We start from the raw sequence: 21964 nt of genomic DNA on the forward strand, positions 1-21964 counted from the left end.
TTCGCGAAACGCTTTAAGGACACAGGTGATGAATGTTTGAAGAACATTGAACCGCAAGGGGTTTCAATGTTCTCCAAAATATTCATGATCCAACGTCTGACGCGGGCTCAGACCTCTGCCGCGATCTTGCGCAGTTCAAATTTCTGAATCTTGCCGGTCGAGGTTTTGGGAAGATCCTGAAACACCACGCGTTTGGGCGCCTTGAAGCTGGCCAATCGTTCGCGGGCGAAGGCGATGAGCGTGGCCTCGTCCGCCTTGGAGCCGTCTTTGAGTTCGACGAAGGCACAAGGCACTTCCCCCCATTTGTCATCGGGTTTGGCCACAACAGCACAGAGCAGCACCTCGGGGTGCTTCATCATTGCGCCTTCGATTTCGATGGACGAGATGTTCTCGCCGCCCGAAATGATGATGTCCTTGGCGCGGTCGGCAATCGTCAGATAGCCGTCGGGATGTTGAAAGGCGATATCGCCCGAGTGGAAATAACCGCCCTTGAACGCCTCGGCGGTGGCCTCGGGGTTCTTGAGATAACCTTTCATGACCGCGTTGCCCCGGATCATGATTTCGCCTTGGGTCTGGCCATCCATGGGCACCTGCTCCATCGTGTCGGGGTCCATCGCGGTGATGTCCTCCATCATCGGCATGAGGATGCCGGTGCGGGCCTTGATGGCATAGCGTTCGTCATCGGGAAGATTGTCCCAGGCCGCGTGCCAGAGGCATTCGGTGACATGACCATAAGTCTCGGTGAGCCCATAGACCTGACAGACTTCGAAGCCCAGCGGCTCGATCGCGGCGAGTGTGGCGGCGGGCGGCGGTGCGCCTGCGGTGAAGGTCTGTACGATATGGTCGAATTCGCGCCGCTCTTCGGGTTTTGCGTTCACGATCATGTTGAGCACGATGGGTGCGCCGCCGAAATGCGTTACCCCCTCGTCGGCGATCGCATCATAGATCGCCTTGGCCGTGACGTCGCGACAGCACACGACCGTGCCGCCCAGCATCGGCATGAGCCAGACATGGTTCCAGTTGTTGCAATGAAACAGCGGCACGATGGTCAGATACCGGGGATAGCGCGGCAGTTGCCAGCTTACCACCGTGCCCATCGTCATCAGATAGGCGCCGCGATGGTGACAGACCACGCCTTTGGGCCGTCCCGTGGTGCCGGAGGTATAGTTGAGCGCGAGGCTTTCCCATTCATCTTCGGGCATCACCCATGCAAATCCGGGGTCAGCCTCGGCGAGTAGGGTTTCGTAATCTCTGTGCCTGCCGCTCGGGCTGTGGCCGACCTGCGTGTCGGGCACTTCGATGAGGATGGGCGAGGGGCCCGGCATGAGCTCGACCGCCGCTTCCGCAAGACCGAGCAATTGCGTATCGACAAGCACCGCCTTGGAGCCGCCATGATCGAGGATATAGGCGACGGTGTCGGCCTCGAGCCGGGTATTGATCGTGTTGAGAACCGCTCCGCAGGCGGGGACGCCAAAATGCGCCTCGGCATGGGCGGGGAGGTTGGGCAGTATCGTCGATACCACGTCGCCCGGAGCGATACCCAGAGCCGCCAGCCCCGAAGCAAGCCGGGTGCAGCGCTCATGGTAGGTGCGGTAACTGTGGCGGATGTCGCCATAAACAACCGCATCATAATCGGGAAAGACATGCGCGGCGCGCTGCAAATGCGATAAGGGGGTGAGCGGAACGAAATTCGCCTCGCATTTGTCCAGCCCCGTTTCATCCTTCATCCAGCCCATAGACATCCTCCCGTGATTCTCGGCCGACGCGGTTGTGTGACAATATTGAGTTTCGACAATGCGTCAAATTCCAAAATGTCAGACATATTGGATTTCTTGATGGGTCTGACGGAGCGGGAAATGCGAGACCGGCCATTTATGGATGATGAAACGCCGGGATCATAGCTGTAGACTGTGGGCATGATCATCTCACCCGGCCGCAATTACATCTTCGTGCATAGCCCCAAGACCGGGGGCACCGCGCTGAGCCTTGCGCTTGAGGACCGGGCGATGAAGGACGATATCCTGATCGGGGACACCCCCAAGGCGCGGCGGCGCAAGGGCAGGCTCAGGGGGGGCACGGCGCGGGGCCGGCTTTGGAAACATGCGACGCTTGCCGATATCGAGGGATTGGTGAGCGAGACCTTTATCGACACGGCTTTCGTGGTGACATTGGTGCGAAACCCGTGGGACCGGATGGTAAGCTATTATCACTGGCTACGCGCGCAGGGATTTGATCATCCGGCGGTGCATCTCGCGCGGCGGCTGAGTTTTTCGGAATTCTTGCATCATCCACAAACGCGGGCCTCATTCGCGGCGAACCCCTATGAGAAATACGTGACAACCTCGGCGGGACAGGAACGGTGCAGCCTATATATACGGCTTGAGCATTTCGCACGCGATGCCGCGCCGTTCGAGGCGCATCTTGGATTTGGCATCGACCTGCCCGAGACGAACCGGTCAGAGCGGCGGCGTGATTTCCAAAGCTACTATGCGGCGCATGACGCCGATTGTGTCGCCGAGATCTGTGCGGCGGACATTGCCCGATTTGGATACGGGTTTGACGATGATTTTCGGAAACTTTGAGGCCAATTTATCTAGTATTGTCGCGTTCCGATGATCAGTGCCGGATTGTGGCCGCAATCAGACCCTTTAGCGGCCTCGAATCGCCCGGAAAATGAAGCTGTTGCTCAAGATTCGGCAGAACGCCGTCACACCTAGGGGATGAAATGATGTTTGGAGGACGCACACCCCTCTATGGGGCGCGGGAGGGAATACGAGAGAGGCGCCGACAGGGAGACGGCAATCTGCGCCGTATGTCGGGACTCGTGTTCGGAACTCGGGTGGCCACGCCGAGCGGTTGGCGACCCGCGGAAGGGCTGGTGGCCGGTGACTGGGTTTTGACATTCGACAATGGCATGCAGCGCGTCACGCAGGTGGATCATGAGCTGGTCTGGACCGGTGAACGGCGTTGCCCGCGCGAATTCCGGATGCTGGACATTCCGGCCGGGCTTTGTGGCAACCACGCGTGCCTTCGGCTCATGCCGGAACAATGCGTCATGGTTGAAAGCGACGCTGCCGAGATGTTGTTAGGTGACCCGTTCAGCATCGTGCCGGCACGCGCGCTTGAGGTGCTGCCAGACGTGACACGGGTGCCGGTGGATGCGCAGAGTATGTGTGTCACCTTGCGTTTCGCAACTGCGCAGGTGGCCTTTTCAGAGGCGGGTGCGATGTATCTTTGTCCCGGCTCGGGCGATATCACTGACGCATCGGCGGGCGACGATGGGTATCGGGCGCTTCCGATCGAGGAGGCGCGCGTGATCGTAACCGGACTTACCCGGCCCGCCGCCCAAAGAACCGCGGGCTGCTGTCCAGCGGCGTAGGTTTCGAAAGTGCGCGCCCATGCCTTGAGCTTTGGATAGACGGGCCACGCGAAACGCGCGGCCCGTTTTACAATCTGGCTCAGGCTGCGGATTTCTCGTCCGAGAAGCGCCCATAGAACGTCTGTCCCTTGTCGGCCATCTCGCGCAGGAGCGCGGGAGTGGCGAAGCGGGGGCCGAACTCTTCGGTCAGCTGGTCGCACCGTTCGGCGGCGTATGGTGTGCCGATGATGTCGAGCCACGAGAACGGGCCGCCGGACCAAGGGGCAAAACCCCATGCGAGGATCGCACCGACATCGCCTTCGCGGATGTCTTCGAGCACGCCTTCCTCGAGTGCGCGCACCGCCTCGAGCACCTGTGCGAACATCAGCCGATGCTGCACGGTGATCAGGTCAGGCTGATCTTCGGACAGGGGGTATTTCTCGGCGAGGCCGTGCCAATAGCCCTGCCGCTTGCCTTTCTCGTCGTAGTCGAAGAACCCGGCATTGGATTTACGCCCCAGACGGCCTTCGCCTTCCATCCAGAAGATGATCTCGTCCACGGCCTCATCTGGGTAGTCGTCACCCATCGCGGCCTTCGTGGCGCGGGCGATCTTGGCCCCCAGATCGATCGAGGTCTCATCCACCAGTTGCAGCGGCCCGACGGGGAAACCGAGCTGCCGTGCCGCATTGTCGATAAGCGCGGGCGCTACGCCCTCGCCCACCATGCGCAGGCCTTCGTTGATATAGGGGATGATGCAGCGGTTGCAGTAGAAGAACCGCGCGTCATTCACCACGATGGGCGTCTTGCGGATTTGCCGCACGTAATCGAGCGCCTTGGCCACGGCGCGCGGGCCGGTCTGCTGACCCTTGATGATTTCGACCAGCATCATTTTCTCGACCGGCGAGAAGAAGTGAATGCCGATGAAATTTTCCGGCGTGTCGCTCGCTTTGGCCAGTTCGGTGATCGGCAGGGTCGAGGTGTTGGTGGCGAAGATGCAGTCGGGGCCGACATGCTTGAGCACGTCCTTCGTGACCTCGGCCTTGACGCCCACGTCCTCGAACACCGCCTCGATGATCAGGTCACAGCCCTTGAGCGCCGAATACTCGGTGGTGGCGGTGATCTGAGCGAGGGTCTTTTCCTTTTTCTCTTCGGTCGCCTTGCCGCGCTTGATGCCCTTGTCCATGTAATCGGCGGTGTAGGATTTGCCGCGGTCGGCGGCGTCCTGTTTCTGGTCGATGAGCACGACCTCCATGCCCGCCATGGCCGAGACAAGCGCGATCCCTGCGCCCATCATGCCGGCCCCCATGACGCCGACCTTTTTCACGGTCTGGTCCGGTGCGTCAGGACGGTTGGCGCCTTTCTCGAGCGCCTCCTTGTTGATGAAGAGCGAGCGGATCATCGCGGTGGACGACGGGTTCATCAGAACGTTGGTGAACCAGCGGGCCTCGATCTTGAGCGCAGTGTCGAAGGGCACGAGCGCGCCTTCATAAACCGCACTCAGCAATGCCTTGGCCGCCGGGAACGCGCCTTGGGTCTTGCCATTCACCATGGCGCTGGCGCCTACGAAGGTCATGAACCCCGCTGGGTGGAACGGCTCACCGCCGGGCATCTTATAGCCTTTTTCGTCCCACGGCTTGACGATGGAAGGTTCGCTCAGAACCCATTCGCGCGCCTTGTCGATGAGGTCGTCCGGGGCCGTGACCTCGTGAACCAGCCCGGCTTGCTTGGCCTTTTTCGGGTCGGAAAGCTTGCCTTCGAGAAGGAAGGGCGACGCGGCCATCGCACCCATCATCCGGGCAAGCCGCGTGGTGCCGCCCATGCCGGGAAAGATACCGATCATGATTTCGGGCAGGCCGATCTTGGCCTTGGGATTGTCGGCGGCAAAGATCCGGTGACAGGCCAGCGGAATTTCGAATCCGATGCCAAGCGCGGTGCCGGGCAGACAGCAGGCGATGGGCTTGCCGCCCTTGTTCTTGTCGTCCATGCCGCCGCGTTCGATCTTGCGCAGGATGCCGTGGGTCTGCATCAGACCATCCATCAGGCCCTTTGCCGGATTGTCGCCGGCGCTTTCCTTCATCTTGGCAATGACGTTGAGGTCCATGCCGCCCGCGAAGGTGCCCTCCTTGCCCGAGGTGATGATGATGCCCTTGACGGCCTCATCGGCCAGCGCGTCATCAATGAGGCCGTCCAGCACGGGCCAAGCCTCCATGCTCATGACGTTCATAGACTTGCCAACAGTGTCCCAGGTGATGATCGCGACGCCATCGGCGCCTTTTTCCATGGTGAAATCGGTCATGTCTTTTGTCTCCCTTGCGCGCGTCATACGCGCTCGATGATGGTGGCCGCGCCCATGCCGGACGCGATGCAGAGCGTGGCGAGGCCCACTTCCTTGTCCTGACGCTCAAGCTCGTCCAGCAGCGTGCCGATGATGATCGCCCCGGTGGCCCCCAGCGGGTGACCCATCGCGATCGAGCCGCCATTGGGGTTGACCAGCGCGGGGTCCACGTCGAAGGCCTGCATGAAGCGCAACACCACAGAGGCAAAGGCCTCGTTCACCTCGAAGAGGTCGATATCGCCGATCTTCATGCCGCTGTCGGCGAGGATCTTGTGCGTGGCGGGCACAGGCCCGGTCAGCATGATCGTTGGATCGGTGCCGATCTTGGCGGTCTGACGGATGCGTGCGCGGGGCTTGAGACCCCATTTCTCACCGAACGCCTTCGAGCCGACCAGAACACCGGCCGAGCCGTCGACGATGCCCGAAGAGTTGCCCGCGTGGTGGATGTGGCTAACCTTCTCCAGATGTGGATATCTGAGTTTGGCCACCGCGTCGAAGCCCGGCATCACCTCACCCATCTGCTGAAACGACGCGTTGAGCGATCCGAGGGCCTGCATGTCGGTGCCGGGGCGCATGTATTCGTCGTGGTCGAGAATGGTCAGACCATTTTGATCTTTGACCTCGATGATGGATTTCGCGAACCGCTTATCATCCCACGCGGCCTTGGCGCGTTTCTGGCTTTCGACGGCAAGCGCGTCGGCTTGATCGCGGGTGAAGCCGTATTCCGTTGCGATGATGTCCGCCGAGATGCCCTGCGGCACGAAATAGGTCTCCATCGCGACCGACGGATCGACGGCGATCGCCGCGCCGTCACTGCCCATGGGCACGCGGCCCATCATCTCGACGCCCCCGGCGATATAGCCGTCACCCGCGCCGCCCATCACCTGGTTCGCGGCGAGGTTCACGGCCTCCATGCCCGAGGCACAGAAGCGGTTGATGGCAAGGCCGGGGATGCTTTCATCAAGCTCGGAGGCCAGCACGGCAGTCCGTGCAAGGCAGCCGCCCTGTTCCTTCACTTGGGTCACGTTGCCCCAGATCACATCCTCGACCGCGTGCCCCTCAAGACCGTTGCGGTCCTTCAGCGCATTGAGCACCTCGGTCGAAAGCTTCACGGCGGTCACCTCGTGCAGCGCGCCGTCCTTGCGGCCCTTGCCGCGCGGCGTGCGCACGGTGTCATAGATATAGGCGTCGGTCATGTCGGTCTCCTTCGTTCACGCGCGGTCAGCGGGGCTGCCGGGCATCAGGTCATAGGGATGTTTCCAGCCGGGCAGGCCCTCGATGTTCGAGAGCCACCGGTCGATTTCGGGCCAGTCCTTGCGGTCGAAGCCGAAAGGCTCGGGGTAGAAAAGATAGCCACAGCAACTCAGATCGGCATTGGTGATCGCGTCGCCCACGATCCAGTCGCGCCCGGCCAGATGCGCGTCGAGCGCGGCGTAGGCGGCCTTGAGCCGGCCCTGCATGAAGCCGATCACCTCCGACGGGCGCTTCTCCTTGGGCAGGAAGTTTAACAGGAACCGCGTCATTCCGGCCTGAGAGCTCAGCTTGTGATTGTCCCAGAACATCCAGCGCATCACCTCGCGCGCCTCTTGCGGTGTTTCGCCCCCGAATTTCGCCGTTTTTTCAGTGATATACATCTGCATGACGCCGGATTGCGTCAAGGTGACGTCGCCGTCCACAAGCACCGGCACCTCGCCCATCACATTGATCTGTCGGAACGAATCGCCGCGGGTCTCGCCGCCGAAGAAATCGACGAAAACAGGCGCCCAGTCGAGGCCCGCCAATTCCAGCGCCAGCGCCGCCTTGTAGGCGTTGCCGCTCTCGCCGAAGCAGTGGAGTTTGATGGTCATGGCGTGGCTCCCGGTTGCAAGTTTGGGTTTGAGTATTTCTGGAAAGATGAAGCCTGTCGGGATTCACCGCTCGTTAAGTTTAATGCGCTTTGATGGCAGATGCGGAACAGGCTGGAGAGCCGATGGCCGTGAAAGGTGAAGCCCTGTTCCGGTGCCTGATGCCGATTGGCCCGCGCATCGGGCAGGGTGGACCTGCGCCGTTCATCTTTCCCGAGATACTCCCGCCGGAGGCATCCGGCATCGGCGATATGCGCCTTCGGCCTGATCATCACAGCGCCCTCGCGATCAGTTCCTTCATAATCTCGTTGGTGCCGCCATAGATACGCTGCACCCGCGCATCGGCCCACATCTCGGCCACGGCATATTCCTGCATATAGCCATAGCCGCCATGCAGTTGCAGACATTCGTCGAGCACGTCGCATTGCGTGTCGGTGAGCCAATATTTGGCCATCGCGGCCTTTTCCACGCTAAGCCGGCCCTCCAGATGCTCCGAGATGCAAGCATCGAGAAAGGCCCGAGCGATTTCGGCCTTGGTCGCGCATTCGGCCAGTTTGAAACGGGTGTTCTGGAATTGCATGAGCGTGCCGCCGAACGCCTCGCGCGATTGGCAATACGCGATGGTGCGCGCCACTGCGCCTTCGAGCGCGCCCACCGCGCCGCAGCCGATGATCAGACGCTCCTGCGGCAGTTGCTCCATCATCTGATAGAAGCCGCGCCCCTCGGCCTGACCGAGGATGTTTTCGGGCGGGATTTCGACATCGTCGAAGAAAAGTTCGGACGTGTCGGCGGCGTGACAGCCCACCTTTTCAAGGTTGCGGCCGCGTGCGAAGCCCTCGGCCCCGTCGGTTTCCACCACAGCGAGCGAGATACCCTTGGCGCCGGCCTTGGGATCGGTCTTGGCGGCCACGACGATCAGGTCGGCATGCTGACCGTTGGTGATGAACGTCTTTTGACCCGAGAGGCGGTAGGCGTTGCCATCTCGCAGGGCCCGTGTCTTCAGCCCCTGCAAATCAGATCCGGCCCCCGGTTCGGTCATCGCGAGCGCGCCGACCATCTCGCCCGAGACCATTTTGGGAAGCCAGCGCTTTTTCTGATCCTCGGAGCCATAGGCGAGGATGTAATGCGCCACGATACCCGAATGGATCGGGTTGCCCCAGCTTGCGAGGTTGGCGCGGCTTTGTTCCATGCAGATCACCGCTTCGTGGCCGAAATCGCCGCCTGCGCCGCCGTATTCCTCGGGGATCGAAGGACAGAGCAGGCCCAGCGCCCCAGCTTGGTTCCAGATGTCGCGGTCCATCTCGCCCGCCTTGCGCCAGCGGTCGAAATGCGGGGCCCATTCGGTCTCGATGAAGGAGCGCGCCATGTCGGCGAGCATCCGGTGCTCGTCTGTCATCCAACTGGTGGTCATTTCTTCCGCGCCTCCAGGTCGGAGTTGAAGATCCGCAGGCGGTGGCCGAACGTATCCTCGTCGATCACGCTATCGAAGTTTTCGAAAAGGAAGGACAGGGCTTCGCCCTCATCGAGGCCGGCCTCTTGGGAAAACCGGCGCAAGCGGCGATAGCCGTCCTCGGTCATCGCCACGTTGAAGCGGCGGGTCAGGCGAAAGCGTTTCGGCATCTGCGGTCCTCCCTCCGTAGGGTGGGCAATCCTGCCCACCGCGCCTTCAGAACTGGTCGGCCTCAAGCGCCATGACCGGGTCCGCGCCGCTTTCGATGCGGGCAAGGTGCATGGATGTGGCCGGCAGGCGGCGGGTCATGTAGTAGCGCGCTGTGGCGAGCTTGGTGTGATAGAAGTCCGGGTCGTCGGCACCTTCGGCGAGGGCCTCATGGGCCGCCTTGGCCATCTGTGCCCACATGAGCCCAAGGCAGACATGGCCGAAGAGATGCATGAAGTCGTTGGACCCCGAGAGGGCCGCGTTCGGGTTCTTCATGCCATTCTGCATGAAGAACATCCCGGCGGACTGAAGGTCTTTCGACGCTGTCTTGAGCGGGTCCACGAATTCGACCATTGCTTCGTTGTCGCCATGGGTCTTGCAGAACTCCTTGACCATGTCGAAGAAGGCCATGACATGCTTGCCGCCGTCCTGTGCGAGCTTGCGGCCCACGAGGTCGAGCGCCTGCACGCCGTTGGCACCTTCGTAGATCATGGCGATGCGGGCGTCGCGGGTGAACTGCGACATGCCCCATTCCTCGATATAGCCGTGGCCGCCGTAAACCTGCTGGGCCTGCACCGTCATGTCGTAGCCTTCATCGGTGAGGAAGCCTTTGATCACGGGGGTGAGCAGGCTGACCATGCCTTCGGCCGCCTCGTCGCCGCCGCGATGCGACTGGTCGATCATCTGCGATCCCCAAAGCAGGAACGCGCGCGCGCCTTCGGTAAAGCTTTTCTGATCCATGAGGTTGCGGCGGATGTCGGGATGCACGATCAGCGGATCGGCGGGGCCGTCGGGATTTTCCGTGCCGGTCACCGCGCGGCCCTGAAGCCGGTCCTTCGCATAGTCGACCGCATTCTGATAGGCGACTTCCGCCTGCGCCACGCCCTGCATGCCGACGCCGATGCGGGCTTCGTTCATCATGGTGAACATGGCGCGCATGCCCTTGTGCTCCTGTCCCAGAAGCCAGCCTTTCGCGCCGTCATAGTTCATCACACAGGTGGAATTGCCGTGAATGCCCATCTTGTCTTCGATCTTGCCGCAGGTCACGCCGTTGCGATCGCCGAGGCTGCCATCCTCGTTCACGATGAATTTCGGCACGATGAAGAGAGACACACCCTTGATCCCCTCGGGGCCGCCGGGGATCTTGGCCAGCACGAGATGGATGATGTTCTCGGCCATATCGTGTTCGCCCGAGGAGATGAAAATCTTCTGGCCGGTGATGGCATAGGAACCGTCATCCTGTGGTTCGGCCTTGGTGCGCATGAGCCCGAGATCGGTGCCGCAATGCGGCTCGGTCAGGTTCATAGTGCCGGTCCATTCACAGGAGGCCATGTTGGGCAGGTACTTCGCCTTCTGCTCGTCGGTGCCATGGGCGAGGATGGCCGAGGCCGCGCCGTGTGTCAGGCCCTGATACATGGTGAACGCCTGATTGGCGCCCGAGAACATCTCGCCCACTGCGGTGCCGAGGATATAGGGCATGTATTGCCCGCCATATTCCTCGGGCAGGTCAAGCGCGGTCCAACCACCTTCACGCACCTGATCAAAGGCCGCCTTGAACCCCTTGGGCGTGCGCACCACGCCATTTTCAAGAACGCATCCTTCGGTGTCACCAACGACGTTCAGCGGCTCCAGAACCTCGGAGGCGAGTTTGCCCGCTTCTTCGAGCACGGCGGAGGTGAAATCGCGGTCCAGTTCGGCATAGCCCGGGGTCGCGTCGGTCGAGACCTTGAGCATGTCGTGCAGGATGAATTGCATATCCTTGGTGGGGGCGGTGTAACGTGGCATCGCTTGTATCCTCTGTTGGCTTATTCGGCGGCTTTTTTGTCGGGGTTGATCGAGGCGAGGAGTTTGCCCGCCCAATCCATCTGATCGCGCAGTTCGACGATGGCCTGATCCAGTTCGTCGCGCTGTGCCTCCATCGCGGCGAGACGTTCGCCCGCAATCGAGAGCGTTTCCTTCATTTGTGTATATTGCTGATCGCCGGTGTCATAGAGATCGAGCAACTGGCGGATTTCCTCAAGGCTGAAGCCAAAGCGCTTGCCGCGCAGGATCAGCTTGAGCCGGGCGCGGTCACGCCGCGAGAAAAGACGCTTCTGGCCTTCGCGATGCGGCGACAGAAGTTCTTTTTGTTCATAGAAGCGAAGGGTGCGTGGCGTCACGTCGAACGCGTTGCACATTTCGCGAATTGTCATCAACTCTTTGTCCATATCGGGTTTCCTGTCTTCGTGGTCATCACCACGGATTCGGATTTGATCCGAGCATAGCGTAGCGATTGACGTTTACGTAAGTGCTACGTTGCGTCAATTTCAACCCGTCCAGCGGCAAGAGACATTTGGCGACCACGCTCAAGGCGTTGAAGGCGCGTGAAATGACGCCGGATAAAAAATTCGTGAGCCCGCGCGGAACCCGGCGTGTGATTTCGTGTTGGTGGCCCGTAGTGAGATTTTAATCCGTAATGGAGGTACAAATGAAACGTCTTCTGACAACAGCAGCCACAGCCCTCGTGCTGGGCAGCGCGGCTTATGCCGACAACCATGGCGCGATGAGTGGCTACACTTACAACGCCGAAACGGATTTCTATGCGTCCGACCTGATTGGTATGGACGTTTATCGCAGCGACAGAGACATGGCGCCTCAGACCGAAATCAACGCAGAAGCCGTTGGCGACTGGGACAACATCGGTGAGATCAATGACCTGATCGTAAGTAACGATGGCGAAGTTCAGTTTGCCATCGTCGGCGTTGGCGGGTTTCTTGGCATCGGTGAGAAATCCGTCGCGGTCAAGATGGATAACATCAAGGTTCTTCACGAAAAAGGCGAGGGTGACGGTCGTTACCTTCTGGTCGCTCTTTCGCAAGAGCAGCTAGAGGATGCGCCGAGTTTCGAGCGTGAGGGCGACATGATGAATGGCGCCGACACCGAAGGCAACATGGACACCGACACCGAAGGTGACATGGACAACGCCGAGATGAATTCCGATCAGAATGCGTCGGATATGTCGGACGAAGAGATGGCTCAAGCCGATACTGAGACCGAGCAATCGTCCGAGAACATGGGCGACGAGGCCGAGCAGTCGATGCAAGCGACCGACGACACAGAGGCTGCAACGACCCGGCCGCTTCTTGCCCGTCCGAATGTCCAGCGTGAAGGCTATGCCGAAGTGACCGAGGTTGACGAACTGACGTCCGATGCGCTGGTGGGCCAAGCGGTCTATGGCGAAAATGATGACAGCGTCGGTGAAATCGGGAACCTGCTTCTTGATGACGCGGGCAATGTCGACAGGGCCGTGATCAATGTCGGGGGCTTCCTCGGGCTTGGTGAAAAGCCGATCGCCGTGACCTTCGACGAGCTGCAAATCCTTCGCGATGGCGGTGGCGATCTGCGCGTCTACATCGACTCGACCGAAGATCAGCTTGAAGAGCAGCCTGAATACGAAGGCTAAAGCGTTTCGCCTTTAACCTGAGACATCAGCAAAAGGCAAAACGCGTGCGACGTATGGATGTTGTGCTGCGTTTCGCGAAAATCTGTGATTCAGGTTTTTCGCGAAACGCTTTAAGTCTCTGACGAGTTGACTATTGTGAGTATGAGGGGGGCGGTCGCATAAGCGGCCGCCCTTTTCTGTCCCAAGCCGATACCGCCGCGTCGCTCTTTATGAAGGTTTGCCGGGCTAAGGCCGGATCAGGCGGTCACTTCTTGGCCAGTTCTTGCGCCACGCTGTCGCGCATCTCCTTGAGTTCCGTCATAGCCTCGGCCAGTTGCGCGTGTTGTTTCGCGAGGTCGTCAAGCTGACGATCTGCGAGTTCGATCCAGCTTTGCATCTGTGCCTCGGTCCCTTCGTTCTCGTAAATCAGGAGCCATTGCCGGATGTCCTCGAGTGAAAAGCCCCATTTGCGACCGCGCAGGATCAGTGTCATGCGCGCACGTTCGCGCGGACCATAAAAACGGGTCCGTCCTTCGCGTTGCGGCTGGAGCAGTTCAATATACTCGTAATACCGCAGCGTACGCGGAGTCACGTCAAACGTGGCGCACATTTCCTTGAGGCTCAGGCGTGTTTCGGACATGACGGTCATCCGGTGGACAAACGGTTGAGTTACCCCCTCAGCCTGCCCGATTTCGCGGCTTGAATAAAGCCCCGGCGGGAACCGCCCCGGTTTCGACTGGAACAGGCGGTTGCACGCACCTAGGGTGAGGCCCATAACAGCGAAGCCATATCTGAGAGCCAGTGTAATGAGCGAAACCGACAGCCCCGACGCCCGGCTTGAGAAGGCGCGCAAGTTTTTTTCGGCGCTGCCCCATGCGGTTGCATTGGGTATGGAGCCCGAGGAAATGGGCGATGGCGTGGCCGTCATGACGATGCCGTGGCGTGAAGATCTTGTGGGCGATCCCGAAACCGGCGTGATCCATGGCGGCGCGGTCAGCGCACTTATGGATACAGCCTGCGGCGCGGCGGCGATGAGCCATCCCGATCTGTTGGGGGCCACAGCGACCATCGGGTTGCGCATCGATTATATGCGCCCTGCCACACCGCGCGCCACGGTCCGCGTGCGGGCGGAATGCCATCACATCACGCGCAGCGTGGCCTTTGTCCGGGCCACCGCATCGGATGGCGATACCGACCGCCCCGTCGCAACCGCCACCGGAACCTTTACCGTGGAGGGCAAATCATGAGTGCCGCGAAACGCCCCGAGCCCGTGCAAGTGGTCAAGCAGCGTCGCGATGCCGCCCTTGCCGCGCTTGTCGGTGGTGTCCCCTATATCCGGTTTCTCGGGATCGAGTTCGACCGGCGGGGCGACGAACTGACGGCGCTGATGCCATTTGACGACAAACTGATCGGCAACCCCCTTTTGCCAGCGCTGCATGGCGGCGCAACCGCGGCCTTTCTTGAGACGACAGCGATCATCGGGCTGAGTTGGGCAACGCTTTGGCCCCGGATCGAAAGCGGTGAGGTCGATGCCGACGCGATGGCGCACGGGTCAATCCCGCGACTGCCCCGGACCATCGACTTCACCGTCGATTACCTGCGCTCGGGCCTGCCGCGTGACGCCTATGCGCGCGCCCGTGTCACCCGGTCGGGACGGCGCTATGGCTCGGTCCATGTCGAGGCATGGCAGGACAATCGCGACCGGCCTTTCGCGCAGGCACAGGGCCATTTCCTGATGCCGCGGCAGGATGGCTGAACCCGCCCGTCCGATCACGCATGGGCGGGTCGCGCGGATCGCTTTTCCCATCGTGCTCTCGAACGCCACCGTGCCCATTCTGGGTGTGGTGGATACCGGCGTGGTGGGACAGCTGGGCGAGGCGGCGCCCATTGGTGCGGTCGGCGTCGGGGCGATCATCCTCACTGCGATCTACTGGATCTTCGGGTTCCTGCGGATGGGCACCACGGGCCTAACCAGTCAGGCGCAAGGGGCCGGACGCACAGGCGAGGTGGCGGCGATGCTGACCCGCGCGCTGATGATCGGGCTCAGCGCGGGGGTGGTGATCATCGCGTTGCAATGGCCGCTTTTCTGGGGGGCGTTTCGTGTCTCACCCGCCAGCGCCGAGGTCGAGGGGCTGGCGCGTGACTATATGGGCATCCGGGTCTGGAGCGCCCCCGCGATGATCGCGCTTTACGGCATCACCGGCTGGCTCGTGGCGCTTGAGCGGACCGGCGCCGTATTGATGCTTCAGGTCTGGATGAACGGGCTCAACATCGTGCTTGATCTGTGGTTCGTGCTTGGGCTTGGTTGGGGCGTCGAAGGCGTGGCGCTGGCGACGTTCCTCGCGGAATGGAGCGGTCTGGCGCTTGGTTTCTGGCTGTGCCGCGACGCGTTTCGCGTGCCGGCGTGGCGCGACTGGCCGCGGGTCTTCGATGCGCAGGCGCTGGCGAACATGGCGGCTGTGAACCGCGATATACTGCTCCGGTCGCTCATGGTGCAGGCGATTTTCGTGTCCTTCCTCTTGCTCGGGGGGCATTTCGGGGATGTCACGCTGGCGGCCAATCAGGTGCTCATGCAATTCCTGAGCGTGACCGCCTATGCGATGGACGGTTTCGCCTTCGCCGCCGAGGCGCTTGTCGGACAGGCGATGGGCGCGCGCGACCGACCAAGGCTTCGCCGTGCCGCGATCGTGTCGTCGCAATGGGCCTTCGGATCGAACCTCCTGCTGGCGCTTGGTTTTGCGCTTGCGGGTGGCATGATCATCGACATCATGACGACCGCCCCCGAGGTGCGGGCCGAGGCGCGCATATACCTGAGTTACATGGTGGCCGCGCCGATCTTGGGGTTGGCGGCGTGGCTTCTGGACGGGATTTTCATCGGGGCCACCCGTGCCGCCGACATGCGCAATATGATGGCGGTGAGCCTTTTGGTGTATGCGTTGGCGGCTCTGGCGCTGGTGCCGGTGATGGGCAATCACGGTCTTTGGATGGCACTTTTGATCAGTTTCGTCGCGCGTGGCGTGACACTTGGCCTGCGGTATCCCGCGCTTGAGCGGGGGGCGGAATAAAGCGTTTCGCCTTTAATCTGAGACATCAGCGAAAGGCGAAACGCGCAACGCCTGACTGTCGCGCTGCGTTTCACGAAAATCTGTGGTCCGGGTTTTTAGCGATACGTTTTAGTCTGTCACTCCTCCGTGCGCAGACGTGACTTCTGAACCAGCCAGATAGTCAGGAGCGGGGCCGCAACCGACACCCCTGCCACCACCATGAGAAGCACGCCAAGCTGGGAATAGTCGGCTTGGGTGATCACCTTGTCGCTGGCATCCCGCACCTCGCGGCTTACGATGAACACCTCGTTCAGGTAGCGTGTCAGCAGCGCCGCCGCCGACAGCGCCAGATTGGTGAAGGACGCCATGACCGCAAAGAACGTGGCCTTGAGTTCGCGCGGCGCGGAGCGGGCGATCCAGGCCAGCATCGGAATCATCGCGATCTGACCCAGCGGGCTTTCGGCGGCGGTGTCGAGGATCGCGATAAAGCGCGCATCCACCACCCCTTCGGTCAGGGCCGCGGTCCATTCATGCAGCCCGTAGTAGAGCCCGATATTGGGTAGCGCCAACAATCCTGCGGCAAGGGTCAGCATGACCACGATCCAGACGATCCGGCGTTCGGCCATGAGCGGGCGAAGCACGAGCAAGCCCACCAGTGTCAGCGCCGAGGTGATCAGCGACAGAACCGAGAGAAACTGTTGATCGAAGCCAAGAACGTCGATGTTGAACCATGTCAGCCCCTCGCCCGGGAGCGGCACGGCCCGAAACACGAATATGATGATCGCGGTGCCGATCAGCGTTCGGGCCTGCGCCCGGGTCAGCACAGAAACAAGTTGCCGCATGAGCAAAAGCACCACGGCCATCGAGCCGGCAAAGATGATCTCCTGACCGTAGGGGACGCCGCCAAGGCCAATGGCAAGGGTCAGCATGAGAAACAGCGCGCCACCGATGAAATACCACGGGTTCGCGCGGGTCTGGGGCACGACCCCCTCGCGAAGCTCGGCTATCGCGGTGTCGCTTAGCCCGGCGGTTCGCATGTGGTGCAGCGCGCGCCGTTTCTGCCACGCGGCGAGAGCGACGCCAGAGACCGAGATCACCGGAATGGCCAGCGCACCGGTATAGATCGAAGCATAGATATCGGCCTTCTGAGCCGCGTTCAGGCTCTCGATTCCCGAAAACATCGCGATGTTCACAAGTGCCACCACCACCGTGCCACCGATCAGCGCGAACCGGCCCAGCGTCTGCATGGTGGTGTGCATGACCTTGGCATCGTGATCGCTGATTGGTGTGCCATCGGCCTCGCAGAGCGGCACCGCGTCGATTGACATGGCATCGGCGACCGCATCCTGAACGACCAGTCCACAGGGGCTGAGGATGAAGCTTGTGGCATACCAAAGCTCAAGCGGCATCAGGGCCGTCATCGCGTCGGGCCGAGTCATCACGAGCACCATGATCCCCACGCTGAGCGCGATCAGTGAAGCCCCGAACCAGACAAGATATCCCTTCCAGCGCCAGATGAGATCGACAAGATGCCCGAGCGGCATCTTTAGCGCCCAGGGTAGACCAGCCCAGAACGCGAGCGCAGCCACCTCGGCGGCGGTGAAGTCCAAGTAATCCTTTACGAAAAATGTACCCACAATCAGCGTCAGGCCCGAGCAGCCTGCCGCGAAATAGACCATGAGCGGCGGCAGGTAAGACCAGCGCATCTGCCGCGCGAGATCGACAAAGATCGCATCGATCCAGCCAGCCACGCGCGGCATTTATGCGCGCCCCCCGTCTGTCACAGGATGTCCAGAACCGCCTCGGGCGGGCGGCCTATCGCCGCCTTATCAGCCCTGAGAACCACGGGCCGCTCGATCAGCTTGGGGTTGGCGGCCATGGCGGCAAAAAGCACCGCGTCAGGATCGGTTGGTGACAGACCCAGCTCGCGAAAGAGCGCCTCGCCGCGGCGGATGAGGTCTATGGTCCCCACGCTCAGCCGTGCCGCCACGTCGCGCAACTCCGCCTCGGACGGGGTGTCTGTGAGGTAGAGGCGGACCACTGGCGCCGCGCCCCTTTCGGTCAGAATGGCCAGTGTCTGACGCGATTTAGAACAGCGCGGGTTGTGCCAGATCACCGTGCTCACAACCACGCCTCCCGGCCGGTGCCCACGGCATCGGCAACCGTTTCGAACCCGTCCGCCACGAGAAGTGTGTGCAGACCGTGGGCAATGCGCGACCCGAGGCCAAGACCGCCATAAACGAGCGCCGAGTAAAGCTGCACCGCGCTCGCGCCTGCGAGGATCTTGTCATAGGCGTCCTGTGCCGATCCGACACCGCCCACACCGATGAGCGGCATCGCCCCGTCGGTCAGTTGTGAAAGCCGCGCCAGAACCTGTGTCGATCGGTTGAAAAGCGGTTTGCCCGACAGCCCGCCAGCCTCATCGCGGTCGGCACTGGTCAGGCCCTCGCGTCTTAGCGTCGTGTTGGTGGCGATGATCGCGGCGATACCGCCTGTCTGTGCCACCTCGACCAGCTCCTTGAGCTCCGACGGCTCGAGATCCGGTGCGATCTTGAGAAAGACAGGCAGATCGGCGCGCACATCGTCACGCGCCGCCATCACCCCGGTCAGAAGCCGTGACAGCGCTTCGGGCCCTTGCAGGTCGCACAGCTTCTCAGTGTTAGGGGAGGAGACGTTGACCGTCGCGAAATCGAGCCATTCGCCGCAATGCGCCAGAACTTTCGCGTAATCCTCGGCCCGGTCTGCGCTGTCCTTGTTGGCCCCGAGGTTGAGGCCGATTACGGCGTCGTCGCGGCGCTGAACAAGGCGCGGCAACACGGCCTCCATCCCGTCATTATTGAAGCCGAACCGGTTGATGACCGCCCTGTCTTCGGATAGCCGGAAGAGGCGCGGCCGGGGGTTGCCGGGTTGGGGGCGTGGCGTCACCGCACCCACTTCGACAAAGCCGAACCCCGCGCGCGTCAGCGGGCCGAGCGCCTCGGCGTTCTTGTCGAACCCGGCGGCAAGGCCGACCGGATTAGGCAGCGCGATCCCCGCCAGATCGCAGGCAAGGCGTGACGAGGTGACAGGCCCGGGTTCGGGCGCGAATCCGGCCTTGATCGCGCGCATGGCCCAATCATGAGCGGTTTCGGGTTCGAGCCGATGCAGAAGGCGCAGCCCCAGCCGCTCGACGACGCTCATTCGAGACCTGCGGGAAACTGATGCACGCCATCCACCAGCGGCAAAGGCTGTGCCCAGACCACATCGGACAGGCGCAGTTCGCGGTAGAGATGCGGAAATTCCTGTCCGCCGCGTGACACCTCCCATCGAAGGGCCTCGCTCAGCTGCTCGCTTTCGGAGGCAATGAGCATCAGGTCACTGACCCCTGCGAAATGTTTCGCGGCGGTATCCGGAGCCTGCGCCACGGTCGAAAAATGAATATAGCCATCCGCCACATCCACCGGGGCGCCATCGCTTTGGCCTTCGGCGCGCAGCGCCTGCCATTCCGATTTGCGCAATATTTTGAGAATGATCATGTCCGGCTTGATGCCCCGCCGCCAGTGACGGGTCAAGCGCCTTGCATGCTTTCTTCTTGCCTTCAATATCCTGGGGGAGGCCGGGAAACCGCGCTTGGCGGTTCCGCGGTCGGGGGCAAAGCCCCCCATCACCCGACACTCAGCCCCAACGCACCACGGCCATCGCGATGCGCGCGCCATAGCGACGGGCGGTTTCAAGGTCGCAACTCTCCACCATCTGTGACTTGTTGCGCGACGAGGAGGCGGTAAGCCCGAGCCAGCTTCCGCCCGCGTTGATGCCGGGATGGTCGTGCCGGACGGGGGCGCCGATTTCCTGTTGACCGATCCAGATCATGCCCATCTGCGCAGCGTAGACCGACAGCCGCATCAGCGTGGCCAGCTTGTCGCCCGCGGGGAAAGTGGCCACGGTCAGGCCGCCTGCGATCTTGTTGGCCCAGACCTGATCGACCCAGCCTTCGGAGGCCTCTTCGAGGAACGCCTCGAAACGCGCGGGGACCGAGCCCATGTAGGTCGGACAGGCAAAAAGGATGGCCGGCGCCGCGTGCAAATGCTGCCATTCCGCGCTGGTCATTCTTTCAACGTCGATCAGCGTGGCGGCGCCTCCGGCCGCTTCAGCGCCGTGCGCCACTTCCTGAGCCAGAACCTTGGTATGGCCGTGGCCGGTGAAATAAGGGATGGCGATGGGCGCGCGTGGTATCATGGCCGCAACGCTGGCACAGTGCGCGCAACCTGCCAAGGCCATCTGTGCCGTGTGGCCCGTTTGCGCAGGTCGGGATTGCTCGGACCACGGCGATAAAAATCCGCGATTCCGCTTTTGGCAAAACGCTTTATGCTGACCGGCAGGAGGACCGTTTCCAAATGAGCAAGGTGCGCGACCAATACGAGGCCTATCCCTATCCCGCCCGCGATCCCGCCGACGAAGCCAAGCGCCTGATCATCGGATCGCCGTCGCATCCGCTTGAGTTGGATCATTTTCTTTATGGTGGTCAACGCGATTGGTCGGTGCCGCTTCGTGCGCTTGTGGCGGGTGGGGGCACGGGGGACGGACTTGTCCAGTTGGCGCAGCTTCTGAGCGACGCGGGCCGGCCATACGAGATCACCTACCTTGATCTGTCCACAGCATCGCGCCGCAGCGCCGAGGCACGGGCCGAGGCGCGGGGCCTTGCGGGGATCACCTTCGTGACCGGGTCTCTTCTGGAGGCTGCCGATCTGGGGCGGTTCGATTATATAGACTGTTGCGGCGTCCTTCATCATTTGCCCGACCCACCAGCAGGGTTTCGCGCGCTGCGCGCCGCGCTGGCCGAGGGGGGCGGTATGGGCATGATGGTCTATGCGCCCTATGGCCGCTCTGGCGTTTACCCGTTGCAGGAGGCGTTCGGTGCGCTTTTGGGAGATCAGCCGACTGAGACGCGCCTGAAGGCTGCGCGCGCGATCATGGCGCGCCTGCCCGAAGGGCATCCCTTCCGCCGCAACCCGAATGTCGGCGATCATCGCGACAGTGACGCGGGGTTCTATGATCTGTTGCTGCACAGTCGGGACCGGGCCTATCGCGTTGACGAACTGGCTTCGGTACTCGAGGCGACGGACTGGGAGCTCAGCGGTTTCGTGATGGAGGCGCAATACGACCTTGGGCGCTTCGTCGACACGATGCCCGACGCGCTGACGGCGATCGAACGCATGGCGCTGGCTGAAAAGCTGAGTGGGATCATCAAAACGCATACCGCCTACGTGGTAGCCAAAAGCAGCGGCACGCGGCCCGCACGCGGCCGCAACCGGGCGCTCATCCCGCATCTCAAAGGGGCGGAGCCCGCCGCTCTTGGCCGCGCTATCGGGTCGGGTCAGGTGCCCAAGCTCACGCTGAACGGTCTTGGCGCCGAATTGCGTCTGCCGCGTGAGGCGGGACGCCTGATCGCGGCCATCGACGGTCGGCGTAGTCTTTCAGATATTGCACAGGCGACAGGGGCGGACCCCATCGGGTTCGGGGCGCTTTGGACCCGGATCGAGCGCGCACTCGAGCCTTGGGGGCTTCTGCTTTATTCCCGGTTGCTGGTGTGATCACATGTGCGGACGTTTCGCAATCACCCTTCCGACCGATGCGATGGCGCGGCTTTTCGCGGCGCGCCCCGCGAATGGCCTGCCCAAGGTGCCGAATGTCGATGTGCGACCAACGACGGATGTGCATGTCGTGGTCTCAGGTGAGGACGACCGCCGCCTTGTGGCGATGCGCTGGGGCTTTGTTCCGCATTGGGCAACGTCGCTTTCGGATGGACCGCTTTTGATCAATGCGCGCGCCGAAACCATTGCCGAAAAGCCCGCCTTTCGCGAGGCCGCCCGCCAGCGTCGCTGTCTGATCCCGGCAAGCTGGTTCTATGAATGGACCGGTGAAAAAGGGCACAAGCAGCCATGGAAGATTGCGCCGGTCGGGGAGGGGCCTCTGGCGCTCGCCGGTATCTGGCAAGGCTGGGGGGCGGGTGGGGACCGGGTGGCCACCTGCGCCATCGTAACCTGCGCTGCCAATGACGCGCTGCAAGCGTTGCATCACCGTATGCCGGTGGTGATCGGCGCGGAGGACTGGCCGCTATGGCTGGGAGAGGCAGGGCATGGCGCGGCGCGGCTCATGGTGCCCGCATCCAACGGCGTTTTGAATTTCGAGAAGACCGACCTTGTCTAAAGCGTTTCGCCTTTAAACTGAAACATCAGCAAAGCAAAACGCGTGCGACGTATGGATGTTGCGCTGCGTTTCGCGAAACGCTTTAAACTGCGCGGCAGGCAGCGATTTAGAACAAAGGG

At 61.9% G+C, this 21964-nt stretch carries 22 protein-coding genes; 8 read left to right on the forward strand and 14 right to left on the reverse strand.

The features are described 5' to 3' along the window. Positions 1–107: 107 nt before the first annotated feature. Entirely contained in the window at positions 108–1736 is a 1629-nt protein-coding gene (locus tag V8359_RS11440) for an AMP-binding protein (protein ID WP_336429010.1), read from the reverse strand. Between the two features lie 180 nt (positions 1737–1916). Here V8359_RS11440 and V8359_RS11445 point away from each other — a divergent pair, with 180 nt between their 5' ends. Then, on the forward strand, positions 1917–2582 hold the full coding sequence (locus V8359_RS11445) for a Type II secretory pathway, pullulanase PulA (RefSeq protein ID WP_336429011.1): 666 nt from the start codon (positions 1917–1919) through the stop codon (positions 2580–2582). Between the two features lie 143 nt (positions 2583–2725). Further along, positions 2726–3379, forward strand: a complete 654-nt coding sequence (locus V8359_RS11450; protein ID WP_336429012.1) for a Hint domain-containing protein — start codon at positions 2726–2728, stop codon at positions 3377–3379. 79 nt (positions 3380–3458) lie between these two features. On the opposite strand, the gene V8359_RS11455 is transcribed toward V8359_RS11450, so the two are convergent. The 7 genes from V8359_RS11455 to V8359_RS11485 form a co-directional block, all read right to left on the reverse strand. Continuing rightward, a complete protein-coding gene (locus V8359_RS11455; RefSeq protein WP_336429013.1) occupies positions 3459–5654 on the reverse strand; it encodes a 3-hydroxyacyl-CoA dehydrogenase NAD-binding domain-containing protein in 2196 nt (731 codons plus the stop codon). A gap of 23 nt (positions 5655–5677) precedes the next feature. Next, complete coding sequence (locus V8359_RS11460; RefSeq protein WP_336429014.1) at positions 5678–6889, reverse strand: acetyl-CoA C-acetyltransferase; 1212 nt, start codon at positions 6887–6889, stop codon at positions 5678–5680. A 15-nt stretch (positions 6890–6904) separates the two neighbouring features. Continuing rightward, positions 6905–7540, reverse strand: a complete 636-nt coding sequence (locus tag V8359_RS11465; protein ID WP_336429015.1) for a glutathione S-transferase family protein — start codon at positions 7538–7540, stop codon at positions 6905–6907. 268 nt (positions 7541–7808) lie between these two features. After that, the gene (locus V8359_RS11470; protein WP_336429016.1) at positions 7809–8948 is read right to left on the reverse strand and encodes an acyl-CoA dehydrogenase family protein; all 1140 of its coding nucleotides are present in this window, start codon (positions 8946–8948) and stop codon (positions 7809–7811) included. Then, positions 8945–9157, reverse strand: coding sequence for a hypothetical protein (locus V8359_RS11475; protein WP_336429018.1), 213 nt, complete (start codon positions 9155–9157; stop codon positions 8945–8947). The genes V8359_RS11470 and V8359_RS11475 overlap by 4 nt, the downstream gene beginning before the upstream one ends. 46 nt (positions 9158–9203) lie before the next feature. Then, complete coding sequence (locus V8359_RS11480) at positions 9204–10979, reverse strand: acyl-CoA dehydrogenase C-terminal domain-containing protein (RefSeq protein ID WP_336429019.1); 1776 nt, start codon at positions 10977–10979, stop codon at positions 9204–9206. Between the two features lie 20 nt (positions 10980–10999). Then, positions 11000–11401, reverse strand: a complete 402-nt coding sequence (locus V8359_RS11485; RefSeq protein ID WP_336429020.1) for a MerR family transcriptional regulator — start codon at positions 11399–11401, stop codon at positions 11000–11002. Between the two features lie 260 nt (positions 11402–11661). Between V8359_RS11485 and V8359_RS11490 the strand changes: the two genes are divergently transcribed. Beyond that, the gene (locus V8359_RS11490; protein WP_336429021.1) at positions 11662–12636 is read left to right on the forward strand and encodes a PRC-barrel domain-containing protein; all 975 of its coding nucleotides are present in this window, start codon (positions 11662–11664) and stop codon (positions 12634–12636) included. 244 nt (positions 12637–12880) lie between these two features. Here the strand turns inward: V8359_RS11490 and V8359_RS11495 are convergent, their stop codons facing one another. Next, the gene (locus V8359_RS11495; RefSeq protein ID WP_336429022.1) at positions 12881–13255 is read right to left on the reverse strand and encodes a MerR family transcriptional regulator; all 375 of its coding nucleotides are present in this window, start codon (positions 13253–13255) and stop codon (positions 12881–12883) included. A 166-nt stretch (positions 13256–13421) separates the two neighbouring features. Between V8359_RS11495 and V8359_RS11500 the strand changes: the two genes are divergently transcribed. From V8359_RS11500 to V8359_RS11510, 3 genes are read left to right on the forward strand one after another with little or no spacing between them, the layout of a single operon-like run. Beyond that, complete coding sequence (locus V8359_RS11500; RefSeq protein ID WP_336429023.1) at positions 13422–13862, forward strand: PaaI family thioesterase; 441 nt, start codon at positions 13422–13424, stop codon at positions 13860–13862. Next, positions 13859–14371, forward strand: coding sequence for a PaaI family thioesterase (locus V8359_RS11505; protein WP_336429024.1), 513 nt, complete (start codon positions 13859–13861; stop codon positions 14369–14371). Before V8359_RS11500 ends, V8359_RS11505 begins: the two co-directional genes overlap by 4 nt. Beyond that, a complete protein-coding gene (locus V8359_RS11510; protein ID WP_336429025.1) occupies positions 14364–15680 on the forward strand; it encodes an MATE family efflux transporter in 1317 nt (438 codons plus the stop codon). The genes V8359_RS11505 and V8359_RS11510 overlap by 8 nt, the downstream gene beginning before the upstream one ends. A gap of 116 nt (positions 15681–15796) precedes the next feature. Here the strand turns inward: V8359_RS11510 and V8359_RS11515 are convergent, their stop codons facing one another. The 5 genes from V8359_RS11515 to V8359_RS11535 all read right to left on the reverse strand — a co-directional run bounded on the left by V8359_RS11515 (position 15797) and on the right by V8359_RS11535 (position 19874). Beyond that, entirely contained in the window at positions 15797–17419 is a 1623-nt protein-coding gene (locus V8359_RS11515; RefSeq protein ID WP_336429026.1) for a hypothetical protein, read from the reverse strand. 20 nt (positions 17420–17439) lie between these two features. Next, entirely contained in the window at positions 17440–17784 is a 345-nt protein-coding gene (gene arsC / locus V8359_RS11520; protein WP_336429028.1) for an arsenate reductase (glutaredoxin), read from the reverse strand. Beyond that, on the reverse strand, positions 17781–18839 hold the full coding sequence (locus V8359_RS11525) for a quinone-dependent dihydroorotate dehydrogenase (protein ID WP_336429029.1): 1059 nt from the start codon (positions 18837–18839) through the stop codon (positions 17781–17783). The genes arsC and V8359_RS11525 overlap by 4 nt, the downstream gene beginning before the upstream one ends. After that, positions 18836–19174 (reverse strand): DUF952 domain-containing protein, encoded by a 339-nt coding sequence (locus V8359_RS11530; RefSeq protein WP_336429030.1) that lies wholly within the window; start codon positions 19172–19174, stop codon positions 18836–18838. The genes V8359_RS11525 and V8359_RS11530 overlap by 4 nt, the downstream gene beginning before the upstream one ends. A gap of 139 nt (positions 19175–19313) precedes the next feature. After that, complete coding sequence (locus tag V8359_RS11535) at positions 19314–19874, reverse strand: flavodoxin family protein (protein ID WP_336429031.1); 561 nt, start codon at positions 19872–19874, stop codon at positions 19314–19316. A gap of 158 nt (positions 19875–20032) precedes the next feature. Here V8359_RS11535 and V8359_RS11540 point away from each other — a divergent pair, with 158 nt between their 5' ends. Both V8359_RS11540 and V8359_RS11545 read left to right on the forward strand, forming a co-directional pair. Further along, on the forward strand, positions 20033–21229 hold the full coding sequence (locus V8359_RS11540; RefSeq protein ID WP_336429032.1) for a class I SAM-dependent methyltransferase: 1197 nt from the start codon (positions 20033–20035) through the stop codon (positions 21227–21229). A gap of 4 nt (positions 21230–21233) precedes the next feature. Further along, complete coding sequence (locus V8359_RS11545; RefSeq protein WP_336429033.1) at positions 21234–21845, forward strand: SOS response-associated peptidase; 612 nt, start codon at positions 21234–21236, stop codon at positions 21843–21845. Positions 21846–21964: the final 119 nt, after the last annotated feature.

Origin of the sequence: Roseovarius sp. E0-M6, assembly GCF_037083845.1 — a bacterium.
GTDB lineage: Bacteria > Pseudomonadota > Alphaproteobacteria > Rhodobacterales > Rhodobacteraceae > Roseovarius.

Coding starts and splice junctions, on each gene's coding strand:
- V8359_RS11440 (WP_336429010.1), bottom strand. CDS start 1,736: ATGGGCTGGATGAAGGATGAAACGGGGCTGGACAAATGCGAGGCGAAT.
- V8359_RS11445 (WP_336429011.1), top strand. CDS start 1,917: ATGATCATCTCACCCGGCCGCAATTACATCTTCGTGCATAGCCCCAAG.
- V8359_RS11450 (WP_336429012.1), top strand. CDS start 2,726: ATGATGTTTGGAGGACGCACACCCCTCTATGGGGCGCGGGAGGGAATA.
- V8359_RS11455 (WP_336429013.1), bottom strand. CDS start 5,654: ATGACCGATTTCACCATGGAAAAAGGCGCCGATGGCGTCGCGATCATC.
- V8359_RS11460 (WP_336429014.1), bottom strand. CDS start 6,889: ATGACCGACGCCTATATCTATGACACCGTGCGCACGCCGCGCGGCAAG.
- V8359_RS11465 (WP_336429015.1), bottom strand. CDS start 7,540: ATGACCATCAAACTCCACTGCTTCGGCGAGAGCGGCAACGCCTACAAG.
- V8359_RS11470 (WP_336429016.1), bottom strand. CDS start 8,948: ATGACCACCAGTTGGATGACAGACGAGCACCGGATGCTCGCCGACATG.
- V8359_RS11475 (WP_336429018.1), bottom strand. CDS start 9,157: ATGCCGAAACGCTTTCGCCTGACCCGCCGCTTCAACGTGGCGATGACC.
- V8359_RS11480 (WP_336429019.1), bottom strand. CDS start 10,979: ATGCCACGTTACACCGCCCCCACCAAGGATATGCAATTCATCCTGCAC.
- V8359_RS11485 (WP_336429020.1), bottom strand. CDS start 11,401: ATGGACAAAGAGTTGATGACAATTCGCGAAATGTGCAACGCGTTCGAC.
- V8359_RS11490 (WP_336429021.1), top strand. CDS start 11,662: ATGAAACGTCTTCTGACAACAGCAGCCACAGCCCTCGTGCTGGGCAGC.
- V8359_RS11495 (WP_336429022.1), bottom strand. CDS start 13,255: ATGTCCGAAACACGCCTGAGCCTCAAGGAAATGTGCGCCACGTTTGAC.
- V8359_RS11500 (WP_336429023.1), top strand. CDS start 13,422: ATGAGCGAAACCGACAGCCCCGACGCCCGGCTTGAGAAGGCGCGCAAG.
- V8359_RS11505 (WP_336429024.1), top strand. CDS start 13,859: ATGAGTGCCGCGAAACGCCCCGAGCCCGTGCAAGTGGTCAAGCAGCGT.
- V8359_RS11510 (WP_336429025.1), top strand. CDS start 14,364: ATGGCTGAACCCGCCCGTCCGATCACGCATGGGCGGGTCGCGCGGATC.
- V8359_RS11515 (WP_336429026.1), bottom strand. CDS start 17,419: ATGCCGCGCGTGGCTGGCTGGATCGATGCGATCTTTGTCGATCTCGCG.
- V8359_RS11525 (WP_336429029.1), bottom strand. CDS start 18,839: ATGAGCGTCGTCGAGCGGCTGGGGCTGCGCCTTCTGCATCGGCTCGAA.
- V8359_RS11530 (WP_336429030.1), bottom strand. CDS start 19,174: ATGATCATTCTCAAAATATTGCGCAAATCGGAATGGCAGGCGCTGCGC.
- V8359_RS11535 (WP_336429031.1), bottom strand. CDS start 19,874: ATGATACCACGCGCGCCCATCGCCATCCCTTATTTCACCGGCCACGGC.
- V8359_RS11540 (WP_336429032.1), top strand. CDS start 20,033: ATGAGCAAGGTGCGCGACCAATACGAGGCCTATCCCTATCCCGCCCGC.
- V8359_RS11545 (WP_336429033.1), top strand. CDS start 21,234: ATGTGCGGACGTTTCGCAATCACCCTTCCGACCGATGCGATGGCGCGG.